The organism is Azospirillum sp. P4_B5 (genome assembly GCF_056402275.1).
On sequence record NZ_JBFUHT010000059.1, the window covers coordinates 1 to 22,908 of the forward strand.

Below are 22,908 nucleotides of genomic sequence, written 5' to 3' on the forward strand. Positions count from 1 at the left end.
ATGCAGACGATGAGTTTCTCGGTCGCACCCCTGGATCAGGGGATGAGCTTCAAGGCCAAGGCCTACCAGTCGCTGCGCCAAGCCATCACCCAGATGGACATCTACGGCGGGCCGAGCGAGATCCGCCTCGACGAGCGCCAGCTCTGCGAGGCGCTGGGCGTCAGCCGCACCCCGGTGCGCGAAGCCATGGCGCTGCTGGAGCAGGAGGGYTTCATCCGCTCCATGCCCCGGCGCGGCATCTTCGTSGTGCGCAAGACCAAGGCGGAGATCATCGAGATGATCACCGTCTGCGCGGCGCTGGAGGGCATGGCCGCCCGCCTCTTCGTCGAGCGCGCCGACGAGCGCGGCATGGCCGACCTGCRCGMGACCTTCGACCGCTTCGCCGAAGAMGGCGAKCTGGCCGAYCACGTGCTGGAGTATTCCGACGCCAACGTCGCCTTCCACCAGTCGATCATCCAGGCCTCGGGCTGCACGCTCATCGCCGACCTGACCGACCGCTTCTTCATCCACATGCGGGCCATCCGCCGCGTCACCATGCGCCGCGGCGGCCGGGCCGAGACGTCCATCGTCGAGCACCGCGACATCATCGACGCCCTGACCCGGCGCGACGCYGACCTGGCCGAGCGGCGGGTGCGCGAGCACACGCTGGGGCTGGCCCGCCATGTCGAACAGCACTGCGATTTTCTCGATTGACCGATCGTGAACCGAATAAGAGTCGGGGAGGAGTAACCCTTATGTCAGCCGTCACAGTCCTCAACAACCAAGCCACGGCCGCCACCGATGCGGAACCGGCGCTGACGGATGGTTTCCAGCTCGTCATCGATGCCCTCAAGCTCAACGGCATCGAGAACCTCTACGTCGTGCCGGGCATCCCGATTTCCGACCTGCTGCGCATGGCCCAGGGCGAGGGGCTGCGGGTCATCTCCTTCCGCCACGAGCAGAACGCCGGCAACGCCGCCGCCATCGCCGGCTTCCTGACCAAGAAGCCGGGCGTGTGCATGACCGTCTCGGCGCCGGGCTTCCTCAACGGCCTGACCGCGCTGGCCAACGCCACCACCAACTGCTTCCCGATGATCCTGATCTCCGGCTCGTCGGAGCGCGAGATCGTCGAYCTCCAGCAGGGCGACTACGAGGAGATGGACCAGCTGGCCATCGCCAAGCCGCTGTGCAAGGCGGCCTTCCGCGTGCTGCACGCCCAGGACATCGGCATCGCGGTGGCCCGCGCGATCCGCGCCGCGGTGTCGGGCCGTCCGGGCGGCGTCTACCTCGACCTGCCGGCCAAGCTGTTCTCGCAGGTGATGGACGCCGCCGAGGGGGCGCGCTCGCTGGTCAAGGTGGTCGACGCCGCCCCGGCGCAGCTGCCCTCGCCGGACTCGGTCTCGCGCGCGCTGGAGGTGCTGAAGGGCGCCAAGCGACCGCTGATCATCCTCGGCAAGGGCGCGGCCTACGCCCAGGCCGACGAGGCGGTGCGCGAGCTGGTCGAGAAGAGCGGCATCCCGTTCCTGCCGATGAGCATGGCCAAGGGTCTGCTTCCCGACACCCACCCGCAGTCGGCGGGCGCGGCGCGCTCGATGGTKCTGAAGGACGCCGACGTGGTGGTGCTGGTCGGCGCGCGCCTGAACTGGCTGTTGTCGCACGGCAAGGGCAAGACCTGGGGCGAGCCGGGGTCGAAGACCTTCATCCAGATCGACATCGAGCCGCGCGAGATGGACAGCAACGTGGCGATCGTGGCGCCGCTGGTTGGCGACATCGGGTCCTGCGTGTCGGCCCTGACSGCSGGCATGGSGAAGGGCTGGACGCCGCCGCCGGCGGAGTGGACGGGGGCKGTGTCGGCGCGCAAGGAGGCGAACATCGCTAAGATGGCGCCCCGGCTGATGAGCAACGCCTCGCCGATGAACTTCCACGGCGCTCTGGGCGCGCTGCGCCGGGTGGTGCAGGARCGGCCCGAGGCGCTGCTGGTGAACGAGGGGGCGAACACGCTGGACCTGGCGCGCGGGATCATCGACATGCACCAGCCGCGCAAGCGCCTGGACGTCGGGACCTGGGGCGTGATGGGCATCGGGATGGGCTTCGCGGTGGCGGCTGCGGTGGAGTCGGGCAAGCCGGTTCTGGCGGTGGAGGGCGACAGCGCSTTCGGCTTCTCGGGCATGGAGGTGGAGACGATCTGCCGCTACAACCTGCCGGTGTGCATCGTGGTGTTCAACAACAACGGCATCTACAAGGGGACGGACGTGAACCCGACGGGCGGGTCGGACCCGTCGCCGATGGTCTTCGTTCCGGACTCGCGCTACGACAAGATGATGGAGGCCTTCGGCGGCGMSGGCGTCAACGTGACGACGCCGGACGAGCTGTACCGCGCGGTCAGCGCGGCGATGGACAGCGGCCGGCCGACGCTGATCAACGCGGTGATCGACCCCAACGCCGGGTCGGAGAGCGGCAACATCGGCAGCCTCAACCCCACCAGCGCCGTCCGCAAGGGGGTCGATCCGGCGGCCCTGGCGGAGGTGCAGGACCTTCTCGGCGACCGGTCCCGGCAGCGGGATCTGCTGATCGAGCATCTGCACCTGTTGCAGGACACTTATCACGGGCTGCACGCCCGCCATCTCGCGGCGCTGGCCCACGAGATGCGGCTGTCCCTGGTGGAAGTGTACGAGGTGGCGTCCTTCTACGCCCACTTCGACATCGTGATGGACGGGGAGGAAGCCCCTCCGCCCGTGACCGTCCGGGTCTGCGACAGCCTGTCCTGCTGCATGGCCGGCGGCGAGAAGCTGCTGGACGAGCTGAAAGCCGCCGACATGGGGCCGGACGTCCGGGTGGTGCGCGCCCCCTGCATGGGCGCCTGCCACAACGCCCCGGCGGTGGCCATCGGCCACGCCCTGCACGAGAACGCTACGGTCGAGAGCGTGGTCACCGCCGTGAAGAACGGCGAGACGCACCCGCAGCTCCCCACCTATGTCAGCCTGGAGCAGTACAAGGCGGAGGGCGGCTACCGCCTGCTCGCCGACTGTCTCGCCGGCAACGTCCCGGTGGACGACATCCTCGGCAAGCTGGAGGGCGCCAACCTGCGCGGCCTCGGCGGCGCCGGCTTCCCGACCGGCCGCAAGTGGCGCTTCGTCCGCCACGAACCCGGCCCCCGCCTGATGGCGGTGAACGGGGACGAGGGCGAGCCGGGCACCTTCAAGGACCGCTACTATCTGGAGAACGATCCGCACCGATTCCTGGAAGGGATGCTGATCGGCGCCTGGGTGGTCGAGGCGACCGACGTCTACATCTACCTGCGCGACGAGTACCCGCACATCCGCGAGGTGCTGGAGCACGAGATCGCCGCCGTGGAGAAGGCCGGCCTCGCCGGTCACACCCGCATCCATCTGCGGCGCGGCGCCGGGGCCTACATCTGCGGCGAGGAGTCCGCGATGCTGGAGAGCATCGAGGGCAAGCGCGGCCTGCCGCGGCACAAGCCGCCCTTCCCGTCGGTCGTCGGCCTGTTCGGCCGCCCGACCCTCATCAACAACGTCGAGACGCTGTTCTGGATCAGGGACATCCTTGAGAAGGGCGCCGACTGGTGGGGCAGCCACGGGCGCAACGGCCGCAAGGGCCTGCGCAGCTACTCCGTCTCCGGTCACGTGAAGGACCCGGGCGTGAAGCTGGCCCCCGCCGGCGTCACCATCCGCGAGCTGATCGACGAGTATTGCGGCGGCATGGCCGACGGCCACACGCTGAAGGGCTACCTGCCCGGCGGCGCGTCGGGCGGCATCCTGCCCGCCAGCATGGACGACATCCCGCTGGACTTCGGCACGCTGGAGCAGCACGGCTGCTTCATCGGCTCCGCCGCGGTGGTCGTGCTGTCGGACCAGGACGACATGCGCAAGGTCGTGCGCAACCTGCTGGACTTCTTCGAGGACGAGAGCTGCGGCCAGTGTACGCCCTGCCGCGTCGGAACGGAGAAGGCGGTGGCGCTCATCAAGCAGCCGGTGTGGGACGAGCCGCTTTTGACGGAACTCGCCCGGCTGATGGGCACGGCGTCGATCTGCGGCCTGGGTCAGGCCGCGATGAACCCACTCAAGAGTGCGCTGAAGCACTTCCGCGATGATCTGCGCGGGGAGGTCCGGTGATATGAGCGACCGCATCCTGTTCCACCTCGACGACGAACTCGTCGAAGCCCACCCCGGCGAGACGATCTGGCAGGTCGCCAACCGCCTGGGCACCGAGATCCCGCATCTCTGCTACGCCGACGAGCCGGGCTACCGCGCGGACGGCAACTGCCGGGCCTGCATGGTCGAGGTCGACGGCGAGCGCGCCATGTCGGCCTCCTGCGTGCGCCACCCGACGCCGGGCATGCGCGTCCGCTCGGCCAGCGAGAACGCCAAGTTCGCCCGCAAGATGGTCATCGAGATGCTGGTCGCTGACCAGCCGAAGCGGGAGGAGGCCCACGACCCCGACAGCAAGTTCTGGCGCTGGGCCGACCGCCTGGAGGTCTCGGACAGCCGCTTCCCGACCCGCGAGCATGCGCCGAAGCCCGACTTCAGCCACCCGGCCATGGCGGTGCAGCTCGACGCCTGCATCCAGTGCAACCTGTGCGTCCGCGCCTGCCGAGAGGTCCAGGTCAACGACGTGATCGGCATGGCGCTGCGCGGCCACAAGGAGACGATCGTCTTCGACTTCGCCGACCCGATGGGCGACAGCACCTGCGTCGCCTGCGGCGAGTGCGTCCAGGCCTGCCCGACCGGCGCGCTGATGCCGAAGACTCAGGTGGACCTGAACAGCGGCGTCTTCGCCGCCGCCCCGGACCGCAAGGTGGACAGCGTCTGCCCCTATTGCGGCGTCGGTTGCCAGCTGACCTACAACATCAAGGACGAGAAGCTGCTGTCGGTGACGGGCGGCGACGGCCCGGCCAACAAGAACCGGCTGTGCGTGAAGGGCCGCTTCGGCTTCGACTACATCCACCACCCGCACCGCCTGACCAAGCCGCTGATCCGCAAGGAGGGCGTGTCCAAGCACGACGTGGACATCGACCCGCTCAACCCGCTGACCCATTTCCGCGAGGCGAGCTGGGAGGAGGCACTGGAGGTCGCCACCGCCGGCCTGCGCAAGATCCGCGACGAGCGGGGCGGCTCGGCGCTCGCCGGCTTCGGTTCGGCCAAGGGCTCCAACGAGGAAGCCTACCTGTTCCAGAAGCTGGTGCGCGTCGGCTTCGGCACCAACAACGTCGACCATTGCACCCGCCTGTGCCACGCCTCCTCGGTGGCGGCGCTGATCGAGGGCATCGGGTCGGGCGCGGTGACGGCGCCCTTCATGGCGGCCAAGGACGCCGAGGTGATCGTCGTCATCGGCTCCAACCCGACGGAGAACCACCCGGTCGCCGCGACCTTCTTCAAGAACGCGGCCAAGCGCGGCGCCAAACTGGTCATCATGGACCCGCGCGGCCAGGTGCTGAAGCGCCACGCCAGCCACATGCTCCAGTTCAAGCCGGGCCGTGACGTGCCCATGCTGAACGCGATGCTGAACGTCATCATCAGCGAAGGGCTGTACGACGCTCAGTATGTGGCCGAGCACACCCAGGACTTCGAGGAGCTGCGCGCCCACATCGCCAGCTTCACCCCGGAGGCCATGGAACCGGTCTGCGGCATCCCGGCGGAGCAGCTCCGCGAGGTCGCGCGCCTTTACGCCACCTCCAAGGGCTCGATCATCTTCTGGGGCATGGGCGTGTCGCAGCACACCCACGGCACCGACAACGTGCGCTGCCTGATCGCCCTGTCGCTGGTCACCGGCCAGATCGGGCGCCCCGGCACCGGCCTGCACCCGCTGCGCGGCCAGAACAACGTCCAGGGCGCCTCCGACGCCGGCCTGATCCCGATGATGTTCCCGGACTACCGTCCAGTGGACGATCCCGAGGTCCACGCCTTCTACGAGGATTTCTGGGACACCAAGCTCGACTCCAAGCGCGGCCTGACGGTCGTCGAGATCATGGACGCGATCCACGCCGGCTCGCTGCACGGCATGTACGTGATGGGCGAGAACCCGGCCATGTCCGACCCGGACGTGGAGCACGCCCGCGACGCGCTGGCCAAGCTCGACCATCTGGTGGTGCAGGACCTGTTCCTGACCGAGACGGCCAAATACGCCGACGTGGTGCTGCCCGCCTCGGCCTGGCCGGAGAAGACCGGCACGGTGACCAACACCAACCGCCAGGTTCAGCTCGGCCGTCAGGCCCTGCCGCCGCCGGGCGAGGCCCGGCAGGACCTGTGGATCGTCAACGCCATGGCCCGCGGCCTGGGTCTCGACTGGACCTACGAGCATCCGCGCGACGTGTTCCGGGAGATGAAGGGGGCGATGCCGTCGCTCGACAACATCACCTGGGAACGTCTGGAGCGCGAGCGCTCGGTGACCTACCCCAGCCTGTCCGCGGACGATCCGGGCCAGGAGATCGTGTTCGGCGACGGCTTCCCCACGGCCACCGGCCGCGGGCGTCTGGTCCCCGCCGACGTGATCCCGCCGGCCGAGGAGCCGGACGCCGAGTTCCCGATGGTGCTGACCACCGGGCGCCAGCTGGAGCATTGGCACACCGGATCGATGACCCGGCGCGCCCAGGTTCTGGACGATCTGGAGCCGGAGGCGGTGGCCTACATGAGCCCGGCGGACCTGCGGCGGATGGGCGCCAAGGGCGGCGACCGCATGAAGGTCACCACCCGGCGCGGCACCATCGAGCTGAAGGCGCGGTCGGACTACAACGTCCCGTCCGGGCTGGTGTTCGTGCCCTTCTGCTACGCCGAGGCGGCGGCCAACGTGCTGACCAACCCGAAGCTGGACCCCTACGGGAAGATTCCCGAGTTCAAGTTCGCCGCGGCCCGCATCGAGCCGGCGGCATAGCCAACCGGCGGCCCCCGATCCCCGGCAAGGGGAGACGCGGGGGCCGCCACACCCGAGGACGACAACGGCGCGGCTGCAACAGCGCCGGACGATTTCGAGAGGGATGGGACGATGAAGACGCAAGCGCTGATGATGGCACCCCCGGTCCCGCGAGCCGAAAGCCGCGCGGAAACCGTGGACCGTGCGGCGAAGGGCAATCTGGTGCAGTCGCTGTCGCGGGCACTGAGCATCATGACCATCCTCGGCCAGTCGGACAGCCCGATGAGCCTGACCGCGGTGGCCGAAGCGGCGCATCTCTCGCCCTCCACGGCGCACCGCCTGCTGACCACCCTGCAGGAGGAGCGCTACGTGCGCTTCGACCAGGGCAAGCGCGGCTGGGCGGTCGGGGTGCAGGCCTACATGACCGGCACCGGCTTCCTGAAGACGCGCAGCCTGCTCGACGTCGCCCGTCCGCGCATGCGCCGGCTGATGGAGGAGACCAGCGAGGTCGTCAATCTGGCCATCGAGGAGAACGGCGAGGCCATCTATCTGCACCGCGTCGGCGGCCCGCGCGTCGCCCAGGCGGCGCTGCCCGTCACCGACCGCACGCTGCTGCACTGTTCCGCGGTGGGCAAGGCGCTGCTCGCCGGTATGCCCGACACGCGGGTGCAGAGCATCGTGACCCAGCGCGGCATGCGCCAGTTCACCCGGACCACCGTGTCGTCGATCCCGGCGCTGCACCGGGAGCTGATCCTGACGCGGGACCGCGGCTACGCCGTGGACCAGGAGGAGCGGGTCAGCGGTCTGCACTGCGTCGCCGCGGCGATCTACGACGAGCAGGCCCGAGTCATCGGCGCCCTGTCGCTGTCGAGCACCAACCGGCGCCTGGACGACGCCCGCGTCGTGGCCTTCGGTGAGATGGTCAAGCGCACCGCCGCGGCGGTCACCGCCGAGATCGGCGGGCGTTTCCCGACCTGATCCCTGGGCCTGATCCCTGGGCCTGATCCGGAACACCCTTACGGAATTCGAATTCGCGCCGGCCGGGAGGCGCGATCCGCCCCGATCCGCAAATCCTTCGGATTGGGTCGAGGCGGCTGTTACCCCGGTTTTCCTTCCTGTCACGTAGTGCTGCCCTGAAGAAACTGACCGCGCCCGCAACGGCGCGGTCTTTTTTTGGAAAAATACTTTGTTTCCGCAATGTGGAAACTTGGGATTCCTTGTTGCGTCCCGGAGAAGACTCGGGCATCATTCTTCTTACACAGGGTTCTTCACCCTTTGTATCGGGCGGGTTGTTGCTCCGCATTATATGCGAGCCTCTCGGATACTGGCCGTGCTGGAAACAGCACGGCCTTTTTATTGCCGGGACGGCTCCGGATGAGGAGGCTATGCTGCGGTGCGGCAAAACAGCGCGGATGTCACCGCGGATCGAGCAGGCGCGGGCCGGGACCGTCCTCCGACAGCTCGTCCCAGGGGTTGCGCAGCGGGCATTCCCCGAGCGACAGGCAGCCGCAGCCGATGCACCCCTCCAGCCCGTCGCGCAGCCTGGTGAGCACGGCGATGCGCTCGTCCAGGTCCGCCTTCCAGGCCGCGGACAAGCGTTTCCAGTCCTCTGCGGTGGGCGTGCGGCCGTCCGGCAAGGTCTTCAGCGCCTGCGCGATGGTGGCCAGCGGGACGCCCAGGCGCTGGGCAACCTTGATGACGGCAATGCGCCGGAGCACGTCGCGGGGGAAGCGGCGCTGGTTCCCGCTGCTCCGCCAGCTTGTGATCAGCCCCTTTGATTCGTAGAAGTGGATGGTGGACACTGCCACTCCGGAGCGTTCCGCGACCTCGCCCACGGAAAGATCCTTGTCCATGTCGGCGGGATCGAGAATCGCCATCGCCGGGCCTCCCCTGGGGTTCGGAACCTCTTGACCTCAAGTGAAGTTGAGGTCGTATCGAGAGAGAGTCAACAGCGCGCCGCATCGAGGGTAGCCGATGATTTCACCAACCTCCGTCGATTGGACTTCGCTCAACACCCTGCGCGCCACGCCGGGGCCGGAGGTGACGGCTCTGCCGGCCTCGTTCCTGACGATCACCAAGGCCGCGAACCTGAAGCCGGCCATCGTCCGCCCGGTGCTGGACGGGCTGCTGCGCCAGGGCTTCGTGCGCGAGTATGAGACCCAGTACGGCAAGGCCTACGCCCGCACGCCGGAGGGCAACCAGCGCATCCGTGAAGTGAGGGAGTGGCTGCGCTGAAAGCGCCCTCTCTCCATGGAGAGAGCGGGCCCTGGAGAGAACAGGGGGCCGGACGCACAAAAAGGAACGGCGCCCCTTTTGGGGGCGCCGTCTTCGCGAGGTGTGCCGTCAGACTGTCGGGAAGCGATCAGACAACCTTGTTGGCGTGCAGCTCGGCGATCTGCTCCGGCGTGTAGCCGAGGCTGGCCAGAACCTCGTCGGAGTGCTCGCCGAGGAGCGGCGAACCGGTCACTTCGACGGTCATGTCCGAGAACTTGATCGGGCTGCCGACGGTCAGGTACTTGCCGCGGGCCTTGTGATCGACCTCGACGATCGTGCCGCTCTTGCGGAGCGACGGGCAATCGGCGATCTCCTTCATGGTCAGCACCGGGGCGCACGGGATGTCGAACTTGCGCAGGATGTCGACCGCCTCGTACTTCGTCTTGTCGGCCAGCCAGCCTTCGATGAAGGCGAAGATGTCGAAGATCTTGTCCTGGCGCGCCAGGGGGGTGTTGTAGGCCGGATCGTCGATCCACTCCGGCTTGCCGAGAGCCTTACAAATCGGCGCCCAGGCGTGGCCCTGGATGGTGAAGTAGATGTAGGCGTTCGGGTCGGTTTCGGCGCCCTTGCACTTCAGGACCCAGCCCGGCTGGCCACCACCGCCGGCGTTGCCGCCACGCGGAACGACGTCGGAGAACTCCCCGTGCGGGTACTGCGGGTACTCTTCCAGGTAGCCGACGCGGTCGAGACGCTGCTGGTCGCGCAGCTTGACGCGGCAGAGGTTGATGACCGAGTCCTGCATCGACACGGCGACCTTCTGGCCCTTGCCGGTCTTCGAACGGCCCATGAGGGCGGTCAGGATGCCGATGGCGAGGTGCATGCCGGTGTTGCTGTCGCCGAGAGCGGCGGCGCTGACGGTCGGCGGGCCGTCCCAGAAGCCGGTGGTCGACGCCGCACCGCCGGCGCACTGGGCGACGTTCTCGTAGACCTTCAGGTCTTCGTAATGGTGGCCGTCGCTGAAGCCCTTCACCGAGGCGACGATCATGCCCGGGTTCAGCTCGTTGATGCGCTCCCAGGTGAAGCCCATGCGGTCGAGCGCGCCCGGCCCGAAATTCTCCACGAGGACGTCGGATTCCTTGATCAGCTTCTCAAGGATTTCCTTGCCCGCCGGGGTCTTGGTGTCCAGCGTCAGCGAGCGCTTGTTGCTGTTCAGCATCGTGAAGTAGAGCGCGTCCGCGTCGGGAATGTCACGGAGCTGGTTGCGGGTGACGTCGCCGGAACCCGGCCGCTCCACCTTGATGACGTCCGCGCCGTACCAGGCGAGGAGCTGCGTGCAGGCAGGGCCGGCCTGAACGTGGGTGAAGTCGATGATCTTGATTCCTTCGAGCGGCTTGCTCATGGCTCGTTTACTCCCTCTCACTTATTGCGATGCCGTTGTTGAGCACTGGACAACACGGACAAACTGGCGGGATGGGTTGTGGGTTACTGGCTTGCGGACTCCAACTCCGACAGGCGTCGGCGGAGCTTGCGCTCCTCGGCCCAGCGGCTGCTCTCGTCGCGGATGATGGCGACGATTCCGGTCACCGTGCCGTCCGGCGCGGTCAGCAGGGCGACCGTGAAGGCGATGGACAGGGCGTGCCCGTCCTTGTGCAGGGCCGGGACGCGCAGCACATCGCTGCCGTAGCGCGTCTGGCCCGTGCGCATGGTGTTGGCGTAGCCGTCCCAATGGCGCTGGCGCTGGCGTTCCGGGATGATGATGTCGAGCGATTGCCCCAGCGCTTCGCCCTCCGCGAAGCCGAACATCCGCTCGGCCGCTGGATTCCACAGCGTGATGGCGCCCTGCGCGTCGGACACGACGATCGCGTCCCCGGCGGCCATGACCAGCTGTGCGAAATCGACTGTTGCGCTCATGAAAGCATTCGCTCCGACACCGGACCCGAAACCTTCGGGCGCCGTCATGTTTTCTTCAAAACACGCCCGCGCCGCTGGTTTTGCACTTCGTTTCCGAAGCGCGATGGGATGTGAGATACCGTATACCAGATGCGAAATGCCTGGCAAGCCCTTTTGTGCGTTAGGCGAACTAATCGCCCTTCGGACCTTTCGCGGCAAATGCCGGAGAGTGGGAACGGGGGCAGCCCGATGCGCGCACTCGCCATCGTTGAGCCGGCGGATGATCCGTGACCGGCAGATATGGCCGTCCGGTTTTCGGTGTGCCAAGATGGCCGACCGCCCCTGATCCGGGGCGGCGGCATGGACAGGGTAGGGGCATGACGGGGCGTTTCAGAACCAAGATCATCATCGGCATGACCGCTGTCCTGGCCGTGGGAGCGGCGGCGGTCACCTCGGTTTCCCTGTTCCTGTCGCGCGACGCCGCGGAGCGGGCGGTCACGACCCTGGTGGCCGAAACCGCCGACCACCACGGCGCGCGGGTGGCCGCAGACATCTCCGCCGCCCTGGCCGACGCCCGTTCCGCCGCCGCGCTGGTGGAGGTGGAACGCTCCACCGGCGCCCCACGCCGGGAGACGGTCAACCGCTACCTCAACCGCCTGATGGCGGTCGGCCCGCTCTACGCCGGCGTGTGGGTGGACATGGCTGACGACGGGTTCGACGGGCGCGACCGCGACGTCGCCGGGCGGGACCGCGCCGGCGAGATCCTGGGGCTGCCCGGCACCGGGCGGATGAGCCTGCTGTGGCTGCCCGGCCCCAAGGCCGACGACAGCGAGGGCTATCCCTTCTCCGACGTGAAGGAGAAGGAATATTACCGGGCGGCCGCCGCGGCCGGGAAGCCGGTGCTGACCGAACCCTATCTGGACGATCTGACCAAGACGTTGATGACCAGCGCCGCAGCACCGGTGAAGGACGGCGACCGGGTGATCGGCGTCGCCGGCGTCGACCTGACGCTGAGCGGCCTGACCGATCTGGTCCGCCGGGTGAAGCCCTACGGCGACGGCCACGCGGCGGTCCTCACCGGCGCCGGGGTCTATGTGGCCCATCCCGACGCCGGCCGCCTGTCCCATCCCGCCGACGACCTGCCGGAGGAGGCGCGCCGCGCCATCGCCGAGGGGCGGGCCTACGACGGCGTCGTCACGCTTGGCGGCGCCCCCTATTACCTGCGCCTGTCGCCGGTGCGCTTCACCGGCGCCGACGGCGCGTGGTCGTTCCTGGTCGCCGCGCCGCAGGCCAGCGTGATGGCCGACGCCAACCGGCTGACCCTGCTGACCGTTCTGGTCGGGGCGGGCTGCATCCTGCTCGGCGGTCTGGTGGCGTGGCGGGTGGGCGACGGCATCGCCCGGCCGATTGCCGGGCTGACCGTCACCATGGACCGGCTGGCCGCCGGCGATCTGGACGCCGCGATTCCCGGCGCCGACCGCAAGGACGAGGCGGGCGCCATGGCCCGCGCGGTCGGGGTGTTCAAGCAGGGGTTGGTGCAGGCCCGCGACCTGGGCCGCCAGCAGGAGGCGGAGTGGCGCGCCAGGGAGGCGCGGACCGCCGCCCTGCTCGACCTGCAAAACGGGTTCGAGGAGCGGGCGGGCGGCCTGACTGGGGCGCTGGCGTCGGCGGCGCAGCAGCTCGAATCCACCGCCCGCGCCCTCACCGGCATCGCCGAGCAGACCCATGGCCGGTCGGAGCGGATGACGCTCTCCGCCCATTCCGCCGCCGACAACGTGCAGACCGCCGCCGCCGCGACCGAGGAGCTGTCGGCCTCGGTGGAGGAGATCGGGCAGCAGGTGGGCGAGTCCGCACGCATCGCCGAGGCGGCGGTGGCCGACGTGAAGCGGGCCGACGCGGCCGTTGTCGTGCTGGCCGACAGCGCGGAGCGGATCGGCGCCGTCGTCGGCCTGATCAACGACATCGCCGGCCAGACCAACCTGCTGGCGCTCAACGCCACCATCGAGGCGGCCCGCGCCGGCGAGGCCGGCAAGGGCTTCGCGGTGGTCGCCGGAGAGGTCAAGAGCCTGGCGAACCAGACCGCCCGCGCGACCGAGGACATCGTCGGCCAGATCAAGGGCATCCGCGACGCGACGGGCGAGGCGGTGGAGGCGGTGCGGAGCATCAGCCAGACCATCGCCCAGGTCAGCCGCATCGCGTCCGGCATCGCGGCGGCGGTGGACCAGCAGTCCGCCGCCACCCGCGACATCGCCCGCAGCGTCCTGCAGGCCGCCGACGGCGCCCGCGAGGTCAGCGGCGGCATGGGCGAGATCCGGGCCGGAGCGGGCGACACGGGCGCCGCCGCCGACCAGCTCCTCGCCGCCGCCGCCGGGGTGGCCGGTCAGTCCAAGGAACTGGCCCGCGAAATCGACCGCTTCATCGCCGGGGTCCACAAAGCATGATCTGCGGAACGGTTACGTCGCCCGCGCCGTGGGCAGAGTGAAGGACACCGACTCCGGGCGGCCGGGCAGGGAGAGCCGCGCCTCCACCGGGGCGCAGCGGCTGACCACGGCGCCGCGGCGCAGGACGAACAGGCGGGTGGCGCGGGTTCGGATCGCCTCCACCGGGTCGGCGGCCTGGAGCACCACCAGATCGGCGTGGCAGCCCACCTCCAGCCCATAGCCGTCGAGGTGGAGCAGCCTGGCCGGGGCCTCCGTCACCGCGCGGAAACAGGCCAACATCCCGTCGTAACCGGTCATCTGCCCGACATGCAGGCCCATGTGCGCGACCTCCAGCATGTCGCCGGAGCCGAGCGGGTACCAGGGGTCCATCACGCAGTCGTGGCCCAGCGCCACCGTCAGGCCGGCGCCCATCAGCTCCGGCACGCGGGTCATGCCACGGCGTTTGGGGTAGCTGTCGTGGCGGCCCTGGAGCGTGATGTTGATGAGCGGGTTGGCGATGACGCCGAGGTTCGCCTCGACCATCAGCGGGATCAGCTTGGAGACGTAGTAGTTGTCCATGGAATGCATGGAGGTGAGGTGAGAGCCGGTCACCCGGCCCTGCATCCCCAACCGCTGCGTCTCGTAGGCCAGCGTCTCGACATGGCGGGACAGCGGGTCATCCGACTCGTCGCAATGCATGTCGACCAGCAGCCCGCGCTCCGCCGCGATCTCGCAGAGCAGTTTCACGGAGGCCGCACCGTCGGCCATGGTCCGCTCGAAATGCGGGATGCCGCCGACCACGTCCACGCCCATGTCGAGCGCACGGCGAAGCAGGTCCACCGCGCCGGGGGCGCGCAGGACGCCGTCCTGCGGGAAGGCGACCAGTTGCAGGTCGAGGTAGGGGGCGACCCGCCGCTTGACCTCCAGCAGCGATTCCACGGCCAGCAGGCGCGGGTCGCAGATATCGACATGGCTGCGGATCGCCAGCAACCCGCGCGCCACCGCCCAGTCGCAATAGGCCAGCGCCCGCTCGACGATGGCGTCCTGGACGAGCTGCGGCTTCAACTCGCCCCACAGCGCGATGCCCTCCAGCAGCGTGCCGGAGCGGTTGACCCGTGGCAGGCCGTAACTGAGCGTCGAATCCATGTGGAAGTGCGAATCGACGAAGGGCGGCGTGACCAGCCGGCCCGTGGCGTCGATCTCCTCCCCGGCGGGACCGGGCAGGTCCTTTTCCACGGCGGCGATGCGGCCCTCGCGGACGCCGATGTCCATGCCGGTGCGGCCGTCGGGCAGCGTGGCGCGGCGCAGGATCAGATCGAACATCAGCGTTCTCCTTTGCGGTACGGGATCATCAGCGCCCGCGGGTAGGAGGCGCGGCGCGCCACCAGCACCAGCGCCAGGATGCTCAACAGGTAGGGCATCATCAGGAACAGCTGGTAGGGCAGGACGCCCCCCGCCACCTGCTGGAGCCGCAATTGCAGCGCGTCGAAGGCGGCGAACAGCACCGCCCCCAGAAGCGCCTTGCCGGGCCGCCAGGAGGCGAAGACGACCAGCGCGATGCAGATCCAGCCGCGCCCGTTGACCATGTTGAAGAAGAAGGCGTTGAAGGCCGACAGGGTGAGGAAGGCCCCGGCCAGCGCCATCAGCGCGCTTCCCGCCACCACCGCGCCGATGCGCACCGCGGTGACGCTCAGGCCCTGGGCCTCCGCCGCCGCCGGATTCTCGCCGACCATGCGCACCGCCAGCCCGACCGGCGTGCGGTAGAGGACGTAGGCGACCACGGCCACCAGGATCAGCGCCATGTAGGTCATCGGCGTCTGGGCCAGCGCGCCCGGCAGGGCCAGCGGCTGGAACGGCTCGATGGTCGGCGGGGTGCTCGCCTGCGGCAGGACGAGGCGGTAGACGAAGTAGGACAGGCTGGTGCCGAGCAGCGTCACGCCGATGCCCGCCACATGCTGCGACAGGCCCAGCGGCACCGTCAGGGTGGCGTGCAGCAGACCCATCAGCCCGCCGCAGAGTGCCGCCACCAGCACGCCGGTCCACAGGTCGGCCCCCTGGTAGACGGCCATCCAGCCGGCCATGGCGCCCATCGTCATGATGCCCTCGATGCCGAGGTTCAGCACGCCGGCCCGCTCGCACAGGAGTTCGCCCAGCGTGCCGAGGATGTAGGGGGTGGCGATGCGCAGCACCGCCGTCCAGAAGGCGGCGGAGACCAGGATGTCGAGGATCGTTTGGAACAGCTCCATGGCGCTCACCCCCGCCGCAGCCGGTAGCGCGTCAGCAGCCCGGCGACCAGCATGCACAGCAGGCTGGTGGCGACGAGCACGTCGGCGATGTAGTTGGGCACCGGCATGGCGCGGCTCATGGCGTCGGCGCCGACGAAGATGCCGGCGATGAAGACCGCCGCCCCGACCACGCCCACCGGGTGAAGCTGCGCCAGCATGGCGACGACGATGCCGCTGTAGCCGAAGCCCGGCGACAGGTCGAGCGTCAGGTAGCCCTTCAGCCCGCAGACCTCGATCACCCCGGCCAGCCCGGCCAGCCCACCGGACAGCAGGGCGGTGCGCAGCATGACGCGGGTCACCGGCATGCCGGCGAATGCCGCGGCGCGCGGGTTGGCGCCGACCGCCCGGTTCTCGTAGCCCCAGATGGTCCGGGTGTCGATCAGCCAGAGCAGGGCCGACAGGCCGAGCGCGACCAGCAGGCCGGTGTGCAGCCGCGTGCGCTCGACCAGCTTGGGCAGCTCGGCCGCCTCGACGACGGGGGCGGATTGCGGCCAGCCCATGCCCATGGGGTCCTTCAGCGCGCCCTCCAGCAGCATGGAGACGAGCAGCAGGACGATGAAGTTCAGCAGCAGCGTCGTCACCACCTCGTCCACACCGAAGCGCACCTTCAGCACGGCGGGGCCGAGCAGCGTGGCGCCCCCTGCGGCGGCCCCGGCGATCATCACCGTGGGCAGCAGCAGCCAGGCCGGCAGGTCCAGCATCCCGCCGCCCAGCACGACGGCGGCGAGCGCGCCCATGTAGAGCTGCCCCTCCGCCCCGATGTTCCACAGCTTGGCGCGGAAGGCGACGGCGGCGGCGAGGCCGGTGAGGATCAACGGGGTGGCGCGGGTCAGCGTCTCGGTCAGGGCGAAGCGGGAGCCGGCGGCCCCCTCCAGCAGCAGGCCGTAGGCGCGCAGCACCGGCGCGCCGGTCCAGGCGACCAGCAGCGCGCAGAGCGCCAGCGCCGCCGCCACCGCCGCCACGGGTGCCAGCAGGCGGGCGGCCAGCGGGGTATGCTCTCGCGGTTCAAGCCGCATCGACGATCTCCGGCAAAATCTCCCAATGCCCGGCCATCAGCAGACCGAGTTGGCGGACCGACACGCGGCCGTGCGGCAGAACGGGGGTGAGGCGCCCGTGATAGGCGACGGTGATGCCGTCGGCCAGCGCCAGGATCTCGTCCAGATCCTCGGAGATCACCAGCACCCCGGCCCCGGCGGCGCGGGCTTCCAGCAACCGCCCGTGGACGTAGGACACGGCGCCGACGTCGAGGCCGCGGGTCGGCTGGCTCGCCAGGATCAGGTCCGGACCGTGGGCCAGCGTGCGGCCCAGGATCAGCTTCTGCATGTTGCCGCCGGACAGCAGCTGCGTGCGGGCGTCCGGTCCCGGACAGCGCACGTCGAACGCTTCGATCACCTCCTCGGCGTAGGCGCGGGCGGCCCCCCGGCGGATCAGGCCGAAGCGCTGGAAGGCGGGGTCGTTGTAGCGCTCGGCGATCAGGTTCTCCCACACCGCCATGGCGCCGACGAGGCCGGCGGCGTGCCGGTCCTCCGGAATGCGGGCGACGCCGCGCCGGACCATTTCGGCCGGGCCGGCGTCGCCGGCGGGCTCGCCCTTCAGCGCCATGGTGCCGGAGTCGGGGTGGATCAGGCCGCTGACCAGCTCGGCCAGCGCGGTCTGCCCGTTGCCCGACACGCCGGCGATGCCGACGATCTGGCGGCGGCGCACGGTCAGGTCCACGCCGTCGAGCAGCGGGCGCCCGTGGCCGGAGGCGACGGTGACGCCGGACAGCGTCAGCACCGGCTCGCCCGGCTCCAGCGGGGTCGGGGTGGGCGGCTTCAGGGCGCGGCCGACCATCAGCTCGGCCAGCTCCTCGCGGTCGGTCTCGGCGGTCCTGCGGGTGGCGACGAGGCGACCGCCGCGCAGGACTGCGACCGTGTCGCTGGCCGCGAAGACCTCGTTCATCTTGTGGCTGATGAAGACCACGGCCAGACCGTCGGCGGTCAGGCGGCGCAGCGTGTCGAACAGGCTGGCGGATTCCTGCGGGGTCAGCACCGCGGTCGGCTCGTCCAGGATCAGGACGCGGGCGTCGCGGTAGAGCGCCTTCAGGATCTCGGCCCGCTGCCGCTCGCCCACCGACAGATCGCCGACCAGCGCGTCGGGTCGCACCTCCAGCCCGAAGCGGCGGGCGAGGTCGAGCAGCTTCGCCTTGGCGGCGGCGCGGTCGGAGCGCGGGCGCCACAGCGATTCCGTACCCACGGCGATGTTGTCGAGCACCGACAGGTTGTCGGCCAGCGTGAAGTGCTGGTGGACCATGCCGATCCCGGCGGCCAGCGCCGCGCGGGGGGAGCCGGGGGGAAGCGGCCGGCCGAACGCCTCGATGGTTCCTTCATCGGCCACGTAATGGCCGAATAGGATGTTCATCAGGGTCGTCTTGCCGGCGCCGTTCTCGCCCAGCAGGGCCAGCACCTCGCCCTTGTGGAGCGTCAGCGAGATCGAATCGTTGGCGACGAGCGGCCCGAACCGCTTCGTGATGCCGGAGAGGCGGAGGACGATGGGGGGTGATGTCATGGATGTCCGCGGGGTGCCGGGAAGGCAGCAAAGAACGCAACAAAATTCCCTCTCCCCTCTGGGGAGAGGTTGGGGTGAGGGGGCGCCCGTCAGGGCGTCCACGCGCTGCAATGAGCTTGCGTGTCCGGCCTGCGGCCGCCCCTCATCCCGACCTTCTCCCCAGGGGGGAGAAGGGGTATGGGATCACATCGTCGACTTGGGCTCGTTGTCGTTCACCTTCACGGTGAACTTGCCGTCGAGGATCTCCTGTTGGCGGGCCTTCACCTTGGCCACGACGTCGGCGGGAACCTTGCCCTCGAAGGTGCCGAGCGGGGCGAGGCTGGAGCCCTTGTGGACCATCTGGCTGTAGGGGCCGTAATCCTCGGCCTTGTAGCTGCCGGCCTTCACCGCGGCGATGGCGCGGTCCACCGACGGCTCCATGTGCCAGAGCGCGCTGGCGACCACGGTCTCCGGGTACTGCGGCTGGGTGTCGATGACGTTGCCGATGGCCAGGACCTTGCGCTCCTTGGCGGCGTCGGACACGCCGAAACGCTCGGCGTACATCACGTCGGCGCCGCGGTCGATCATGGCGAAGGCGGCTTCCTTGGCCTTGGGCGGGTCGAACCAGGAGCCGATGAAGCTGACCATGAACTTCACGTTCGGGTTCACCTCCTTGGCGCCTTCCATGAAGGCGTTCATCAGGCGGTTCACCTCCGGGATCGGATAGCCGCCGACCATGCCGATGACGTTCGACTTGGACACCGCACCCGCAATCATGCCGGTCAGATAGGCCGGCTCCTGGATGTAGTTGTCGAAGACCGAGAAGTTCGGCTCCTGCGGCTTGAAGCTGGAACCCATGACGAAGGCGGTCTTGGGATAGTCCTTCGCGACGGCGCGGGCCGCGCGCTCGACGCCGAAGACCTCGCCGAAGACGAGCTGCTGGCCGCCCTCGGCGTACTGGCGCATCACGCGCTCATAATCGGTGTTGGCGACCGACTCGGCCCAGACATACTCGATCTCGCCGCGGGCCTCGGCGGCCTTCAGGGCGGTGTGGATGCGGCTGACCCACTGCTGCTCGATCGGCACGGTGTAGATGCCGGCGACCTTGACCTTCGACTGGGCCCAGGCGGGCAGAGCCATCGCCGCGACGGCGACCGCCGCCGCACCGCACAGGACGGCGCGCCGCGCCACGCCCAACAGATTCCCCATTTTGCAACCCCCTCCGTCTGCTTTGCTGTTTCAGCTCAGAAATGCAGCAGAGGCGTTGCAACGGCAATGCCATTCCGTGCGCGTCAGCCCTGCTGCGGCTCTCACGGGTCGGCAGGGTGGCATGTGACCAAAAGGGCGGCAACGATTCTCAGCGGGTGCCGTAAAGCCGGTCGCCGGCGTCGCCCAGGCCGGGCAGGATGTAGCCATTCCCGTCCAGCCGCTCGTCCACCGCGGCGGTGAAGACCGCCACGTCGGGGTGCGCGTCGTGGAAGGTGCGCAAGCCCTCCGGGGCGGCCACCAGCACCGCCAGCTTGATCGAGGCGGCACCCGCGTCCTTCAGCCGGTGCACCGCCGCGACGGCCGTGTGGCCGGTGGCGAGCATGGGATCGACCAGGATGACCAGCCGTTCCTCGATGTCCTCCGGCACCTTGAAGAAATACTCGACGGGGGTCAGCGTCTCCTGGTCGCGGTAGAGGCCGATGTGTCCGATGCGGGCCGACGGCAGCAGCGTGCGCATGCCGTCGAGCAGCCCTTGCCCGGCCCGCAGGATGGAGACGAGGCATAGCTTCTTGCCGGTCAGCAGCGGCGCGTCGAAGCTGGCCAGCGGCGTTTCCACCGGGCGGTCCTCCAGGGGAAGGTCGCGCGTCAGCTCGTAGCCCATCAGCTGCGACACCTCCCGCATCACCTCGTGGAACCGGGCGGTGGGGGTTTCCCGCCGCCGCAGAAGGGTCAGCTTGTGCTGGACCAGAGGGTGGTCGATGACCGTCAACGTCGGGATGGGCAGCGTCGGGATGGGCATGGGCGACCCTTCGGGTGGTTGGCGTCACATCAGAAGACGGTGCCGTCGCTGCGGATGCGGATCGGCGGGCCGCCGCCGGGGCGGCGCTCGCGGGCGATCCGGCGGCCGGCGGTCCAGGTGCCGCCCTGGAGAACCTTGGCGAGCGGGAAGGACTCCCTGGGCACGCCCAGCCGGGCGCGCACATCGTCGGCGAGACGGTCGAGCAGGGCGACGGTCAGGGCGCGCCACTCCACCACCGCCTCGTCCCCCACCTCCAACTCGTCGGTGAGGAGGCGCGGGTCCTTCGGCACCAGAACGCCGCTGTCCACCAACAGCCCGCCGTTGCGGTATTCCGGCAGGCCGGTCAGCCGGTCCAGCCCGGTGACGGCGATGCCGGCCTCCTCCAGCGGCTCGACCAGCGAGTAGCTGAGCCATTGCGACAGCTTGTGGAAGGGGACGAGGCCGACCGCCGAATGGGTCCAGCTGTCGCCGAGATTGATGCCGCCGCGCTCGATCCGGCCCGGCCAGATCGGCCCCAGCCCGCGCAGCACCGCATCGAGGATGGCGGAGGCGGGAAGCGTCCCATCCACGGCCTGCGCCTTCAGCGCGTCGTAGAGGGTGCCGACCCGCCCCGGCGTGCCGAACAGGTCGTGCGCGGCGGTCAGTGCGCTCCCCAGCCGGCGCAGCAGCGCCGCGCGCCCCTCCAACCCGACCAGCGGGTTGTCCGGCCCGGCCTGGAAGCTGCGGGCGAGCGCCGTCCCGGTCATGGCCGAGAGGGTGGCCGCGTCGGCGCGCAAAGGGGCGTGGACCGGATCGTCGGCGAAGCCGCCGGACCGGAACAGGTCGAAGCTGGCGATCGCTAACCCCTCGGAGCGGGCCAACTCGACGCCGTCCTTGTCGCGGTAGCGCCAGCGGTCGCCGGCACCGGCGTCCAGCAGAACGCTGGTCACCGCGAGGTCGAAGCGGATGCGTGCGATCTCGTCGGCGTCCGCCCTCAGCCCGGCGGCAAGCGTCGCCCAGCGGTCGTCGCCGTTCACCACGAAGTGCCGCCAGCGGCTGTGATAGGGTACGTCCAGGTCCGGGTAGGACTCCCGCGTCACCGCGGCGACCAGGGCGGCGGCATCAAGCAGCCGGTCCGGGCGAAGCTCGAAATGGGCGAGGTCGCCGCGTTCGGCCTTCGCCAGGATCGCGTGGGCGCGCTGGCGCACCGCGTCGGCGGAGAGCAGCCACCCCACATCATCGTCGCCGACGGCGCTCAATCGGTCAGCCCCCGGCCCTTGGCGACGGTCAGCTCCTCCGCGGTCGGCACGGCGGGGGTGAAGTAACCGGCGGCCTTCTTGGCGTCCATCTCCACCTTGGCGTCGTCGGGGATCAGCTCCTCGGGGATCGGGATCTGCTCGACGATCTCGATGCCGGCGCGGCGGATGGCGTCGGACTTCATGTTGCTCATCGACACCATGCGGTCGATGCGGGTGACGCCCAGCCAGTGGAAGACGTCGGGCATCAGCTCCTGGAAGCGCATGTCCTGGACGCCGGCCACGCACTCCGTCCGCTCGAAATAGGCCTCCGCCCGGTCGCCGCCGGGCTGGCGCTTGCGCGCGTTGTAGACCAGGAACTTGGTCACCTCGCCGAGCGCCCGCCCTTCCTTGCGGTTGTAGATGACAAGGCCGGCGCCATTCTCCTGCGCGGTGCGGATGCACTCCTCGACGCCGTGGGTCAGGTAGGGGCGGCAGGTGCAGATGTCGGAACCGAAGACGTCCGACCCGTTGCACTCGTCATGGACCCGGCAGGCCACCTTGCGCGCCGGGTCGGTCAGCGCCGCCACGTCGCCCAGGATGTAGACGGTCAGCCCGTTGATCGGCGGCAGGAAGACCTTCAGGTCGGGGCGGGTCACCAGCTCCGGGAACATGCTGCCGGTGTGCTCGAACAGGCCGCGGCGCAGCGCGCTCTCGGTGATGCCGAAACGTTTGGCAATGCCGGGCAGGAACCACACCGGCTCGATGGCGACCTTGGTCACGCGGGCATCGCCGCTGGGCAGCAGGATCTGGCCGTCCGCCGCCAGCCGTCCGGCCCGCATGGCGTCCACCAGCTCCGGCATCTTGATGCGCGCCTTGGTCACGGCGATGGTCGGGCGCACGTCGACGCCGCGCGCCAGATGCTCGCCGAACGCCTCGCTGACCATGTGGCCGAAGGGGTCGATGGAGACGATCGTCTCCGGGTCGCCCCATTGCGGGTGCGGGCCGATGGGCTCCGCCGGGGCGGTGTTGGTCAGGTCCGGCACGTGATAGGCGCTGAGCTGCCCCGCCGCGACGGCGAGCGCCCGGTAGACCGCGTAGCTGCCGGCGTGGGCGCCGATGGAATTGCGCTGCGCCGGGTCGGAGAGGGAGGCGACGACCGGCCCGCGCTCCGCGGCGGTGGGGGCGCCCCAATGGACCGGGGTGTGGCGCGGCTTGGCGCCGCCGGTCGGGTGCGAGGCGAGAACGATGTGACGTTGCGGCTGGTTGCGGCGGCTTTCCATACGGACGCTCCCGATGCCATTCACCATGCGACAGTGTGACACAGTTTCGGCGCCTGCGAACACCAAATCGAATGGCCGAAACCCCTGACGTTCGTTCAGTTTTCGACCCGCCATTTCCGCCGGGGAGCACCCCCTTCGGGGAATAGGGGGTGCCCGAAATTTGTCCCAGGGCGGATGGTTGGAGCCAGAGCTTGGGCACACGATCTGCTGTTAGTATCGGGT

At 69.5% G+C, this 22,908-nt stretch carries 17 protein-coding genes; 6 read left to right on the plus strand and 11 right to left on the minus strand.

Features of this window, described 5'->3' with window-relative positions; translation table 11 throughout:
- From AC1DVI_RS28915 to AC1DVI_RS28930, 4 genes are all read left to right on the plus strand, one after another.
- The coding region (locus AC1DVI_RS28915) for a GntR family transcriptional regulator (protein WP_476960903.1) at nt 1-693 on the plus strand (693 nt) is incomplete at its 5' end.
- Between the two features lie 41 nt (nt 694-734).
- Nucleotides 735-4,112 carry an oxalyl-CoA decarboxylase gene (gene oxc, locus AC1DVI_RS28920; protein ID WP_476960904.1) on the plus strand — a complete coding sequence of 1,126 codons (3,378 nt, stop codon included), beginning with the start codon at nt 735-737 and terminating at the stop codon, nt 4,110-4,112.
- Between the two features lies 1 nt (nt 4,113).
- Nucleotides 4,114-6,867, plus strand: a complete 2,754-nt coding sequence (fdhF, locus tag AC1DVI_RS28925; protein ID WP_476960905.1) for a formate dehydrogenase subunit alpha — start codon at nt 4,114-4,116, stop codon at nt 6,865-6,867.
- Nucleotides 6,868-6,978: 111 nt separating this feature from the next.
- Complete coding sequence (locus tag AC1DVI_RS28930) at nt 6,979-7,824, plus strand: IclR family transcriptional regulator (protein WP_476960906.1); 846 nt, start codon at nt 6,979-6,981, stop codon at nt 7,822-7,824.
- A gap of 437 nt (nt 7,825-8,261) precedes the next feature.
- Here AC1DVI_RS28930 and soxR read toward each other — a convergent pair whose 3' ends face one another.
- On the minus strand, nt 8,262-8,723 hold the full coding sequence (gene soxR, locus AC1DVI_RS28935; protein WP_476960907.1) for a redox-sensitive transcriptional activator SoxR: 462 nt from the start codon (nt 8,721-8,723) through the stop codon (nt 8,262-8,264).
- Nucleotides 8,724-8,820: 97 nt separating this feature from the next.
- Here soxR and AC1DVI_RS28940 point away from each other — a divergent pair, with 97 nt between their 5' ends.
- The gene (locus tag AC1DVI_RS28940; protein WP_014200106.1) at nt 8,821-9,081 is read left to right on the plus strand and encodes a hypothetical protein; all 261 of its coding nucleotides are present in this window, start codon (nt 8,821-8,823) and stop codon (nt 9,079-9,081) included.
- Nucleotides 9,082-9,208: 127 nt separating this feature from the next.
- Here AC1DVI_RS28940 and frc read toward each other — a convergent pair whose 3' ends face one another.
- Both frc and AC1DVI_RS28950 read right to left on the minus strand, forming a co-directional pair.
- Complete coding sequence (gene frc, locus AC1DVI_RS28945) at nt 9,209-10,459, minus strand: formyl-CoA transferase (protein ID WP_476960908.1); 1,251 nt, start codon at nt 10,457-10,459, stop codon at nt 9,209-9,211.
- Between the two features lie 83 nt (nt 10,460-10,542).
- Nucleotides 10,543-10,971 (minus strand): PAS domain-containing protein, encoded by a 429-nt coding sequence (locus tag AC1DVI_RS28950; RefSeq protein ID WP_014200102.1) that lies wholly within the window; start codon nt 10,969-10,971, stop codon nt 10,543-10,545.
- Between the two features lie 356 nt (nt 10,972-11,327).
- Between AC1DVI_RS28950 and AC1DVI_RS28955 the strand changes: the two genes are divergently transcribed.
- A complete protein-coding gene (locus AC1DVI_RS28955) occupies nt 11,328-13,391 on the plus strand; it encodes a methyl-accepting chemotaxis protein (protein ID WP_476960909.1) in 2,064 nt (687 codons plus the stop codon).
- A gap of 12 nt (nt 13,392-13,403) precedes the next feature.
- Here the strand turns inward: AC1DVI_RS28955 and AC1DVI_RS28960 are convergent, their stop codons facing one another.
- The 8 genes from AC1DVI_RS28960 to AC1DVI_RS28995 all read right to left on the minus strand — a co-directional run bounded on the left by AC1DVI_RS28960 (nt 13,404) and on the right by AC1DVI_RS28995 (nt 22,686).
- Nucleotides 13,404-14,693, minus strand: coding sequence for an amidohydrolase family protein (locus AC1DVI_RS28960; protein ID WP_476960910.1), 1,290 nt, complete (start codon nt 14,691-14,693; stop codon nt 13,404-13,406).
- The gene (locus AC1DVI_RS28965; RefSeq protein WP_035673431.1) at nt 14,693-15,616 is read right to left on the minus strand and encodes an ABC transporter permease; all 924 of its coding nucleotides are present in this window, start codon (nt 15,614-15,616) and stop codon (nt 14,693-14,695) included. Before AC1DVI_RS28965 ends, AC1DVI_RS28960 begins: the two co-directional genes overlap by 1 nt.
- A 5-nt stretch (nt 15,617-15,621) precedes the next feature.
- Nucleotides 15,622-16,671: an ABC transporter permease gene (locus AC1DVI_RS28970; protein WP_094307311.1), complete on the minus strand. Its 1,050-nt coding sequence runs from the start codon at nt 16,669-16,671 to the stop codon at nt 15,622-15,624.
- Entirely contained in the window at nt 16,661-18,202 is a 1,542-nt protein-coding gene (locus AC1DVI_RS28975; RefSeq protein ID WP_476960911.1) for an ABC transporter ATP-binding protein, read from the minus strand. Before AC1DVI_RS28975 ends, AC1DVI_RS28970 begins: the two co-directional genes overlap by 11 nt.
- 183 nt (nt 18,203-18,385) lie before the next feature.
- Complete coding sequence (locus tag AC1DVI_RS28980) at nt 18,386-19,390, minus strand: BMP family protein (RefSeq protein ID WP_476960912.1); 1,005 nt, start codon at nt 19,388-19,390, stop codon at nt 18,386-18,388.
- A gap of 148 nt (nt 19,391-19,538) precedes the next feature.
- Complete coding sequence (gene upp, locus AC1DVI_RS28985; RefSeq protein WP_476960913.1) at nt 19,539-20,189, minus strand: uracil phosphoribosyltransferase; 651 nt, start codon at nt 20,187-20,189, stop codon at nt 19,539-19,541.
- 29 nt (nt 20,190-20,218) lie between these two features.
- Nucleotides 20,219-21,427, minus strand: a complete 1,209-nt coding sequence (locus tag AC1DVI_RS28990) for a URC4/urg3 family protein (protein ID WP_476960914.1) — start codon at nt 21,425-21,427, stop codon at nt 20,219-20,221.
- Nucleotides 21,424-22,686 (minus strand): GTP cyclohydrolase II, encoded by a 1,263-nt coding sequence (locus AC1DVI_RS28995; RefSeq protein WP_476960915.1) that lies wholly within the window; start codon nt 22,684-22,686, stop codon nt 21,424-21,426. The genes AC1DVI_RS28990 and AC1DVI_RS28995 overlap by 4 nt, the downstream gene beginning before the upstream one ends.
- Between the last annotated feature and the right edge of the window lie 222 nt (nt 22,687-22,908).

What these genes read in the sequence shown, in the direction of transcription:
- AC1DVI_RS28965 (WP_035673431.1), bottom strand. Translation starts at nt 15,616, where the DNA reads ATGGAGCTGTTCCAAACGATCCTCGACATCCTGGTCTCCGCCGCCTTC.
- frc (WP_476960908.1), bottom strand. Translation starts at nt 10,459, where the DNA reads ATGAGCAAGCCGCTCGAAGGAATCAAGATCATCGACTTCACCCACGTT.
- AC1DVI_RS28975 (WP_476960911.1), bottom strand. Translation starts at nt 18,202, where the DNA reads ATGACATCACCCCCCATCGTCCTCCGCCTCTCCGGCATCACGAAGCGG.
- AC1DVI_RS28940 (WP_014200106.1), top strand. Translation starts at nt 8,821, where the DNA reads ATGATTTCACCAACCTCCGTCGATTGGACTTCGCTCAACACCCTGCGC.
- AC1DVI_RS28960 (WP_476960910.1), bottom strand. Translation starts at nt 14,693, where the DNA reads ATGTTCGATCTGATCCTGCGCCGCGCCACGCTGCCCGACGGCCGCACC.
- AC1DVI_RS28950 (WP_014200102.1), bottom strand. Translation starts at nt 10,971, where the DNA reads ATGAGCGCAACAGTCGATTTCGCACAGCTGGTCATGGCCGCCGGGGAC.
- AC1DVI_RS28955 (WP_476960909.1), top strand. Translation starts at nt 11,328, where the DNA reads ATGACGGGGCGTTTCAGAACCAAGATCATCATCGGCATGACCGCTGTC.
- fdhF (WP_476960905.1), top strand. Translation starts at nt 4,114, where the DNA reads ATGAGCGACCGCATCCTGTTCCACCTCGACGACGAACTCGTCGAAGCC.
- AC1DVI_RS28930 (WP_476960906.1), top strand. Translation starts at nt 6,979, where the DNA reads ATGAAGACGCAAGCGCTGATGATGGCACCCCCGGTCCCGCGAGCCGAA.
- upp (WP_476960913.1), bottom strand. Translation starts at nt 20,189, where the DNA reads ATGCCCATCCCGACGCTGCCCATCCCGACGTTGACGGTCATCGACCAC.
- soxR (WP_476960907.1), bottom strand. Translation starts at nt 8,723, where the DNA reads ATGGCGATTCTCGATCCCGCCGACATGGACAAGGATCTTTCCGTGGGC.
- AC1DVI_RS28995 (WP_476960915.1), bottom strand. Translation starts at nt 22,686, where the DNA reads ATGGAAAGCCGCCGCAACCAGCCGCAACGTCACATCGTTCTCGCCTCG.
- AC1DVI_RS28970 (WP_094307311.1), bottom strand. Translation starts at nt 16,671, where the DNA reads ATGCGGCTTGAACCGCGAGAGCATACCCCGCTGGCCGCCCGCCTGCTG.
- AC1DVI_RS28980 (WP_476960912.1), bottom strand. Translation starts at nt 19,390, where the DNA reads ATGGGGAATCTGTTGGGCGTGGCGCGGCGCGCCGTCCTGTGCGGTGCG.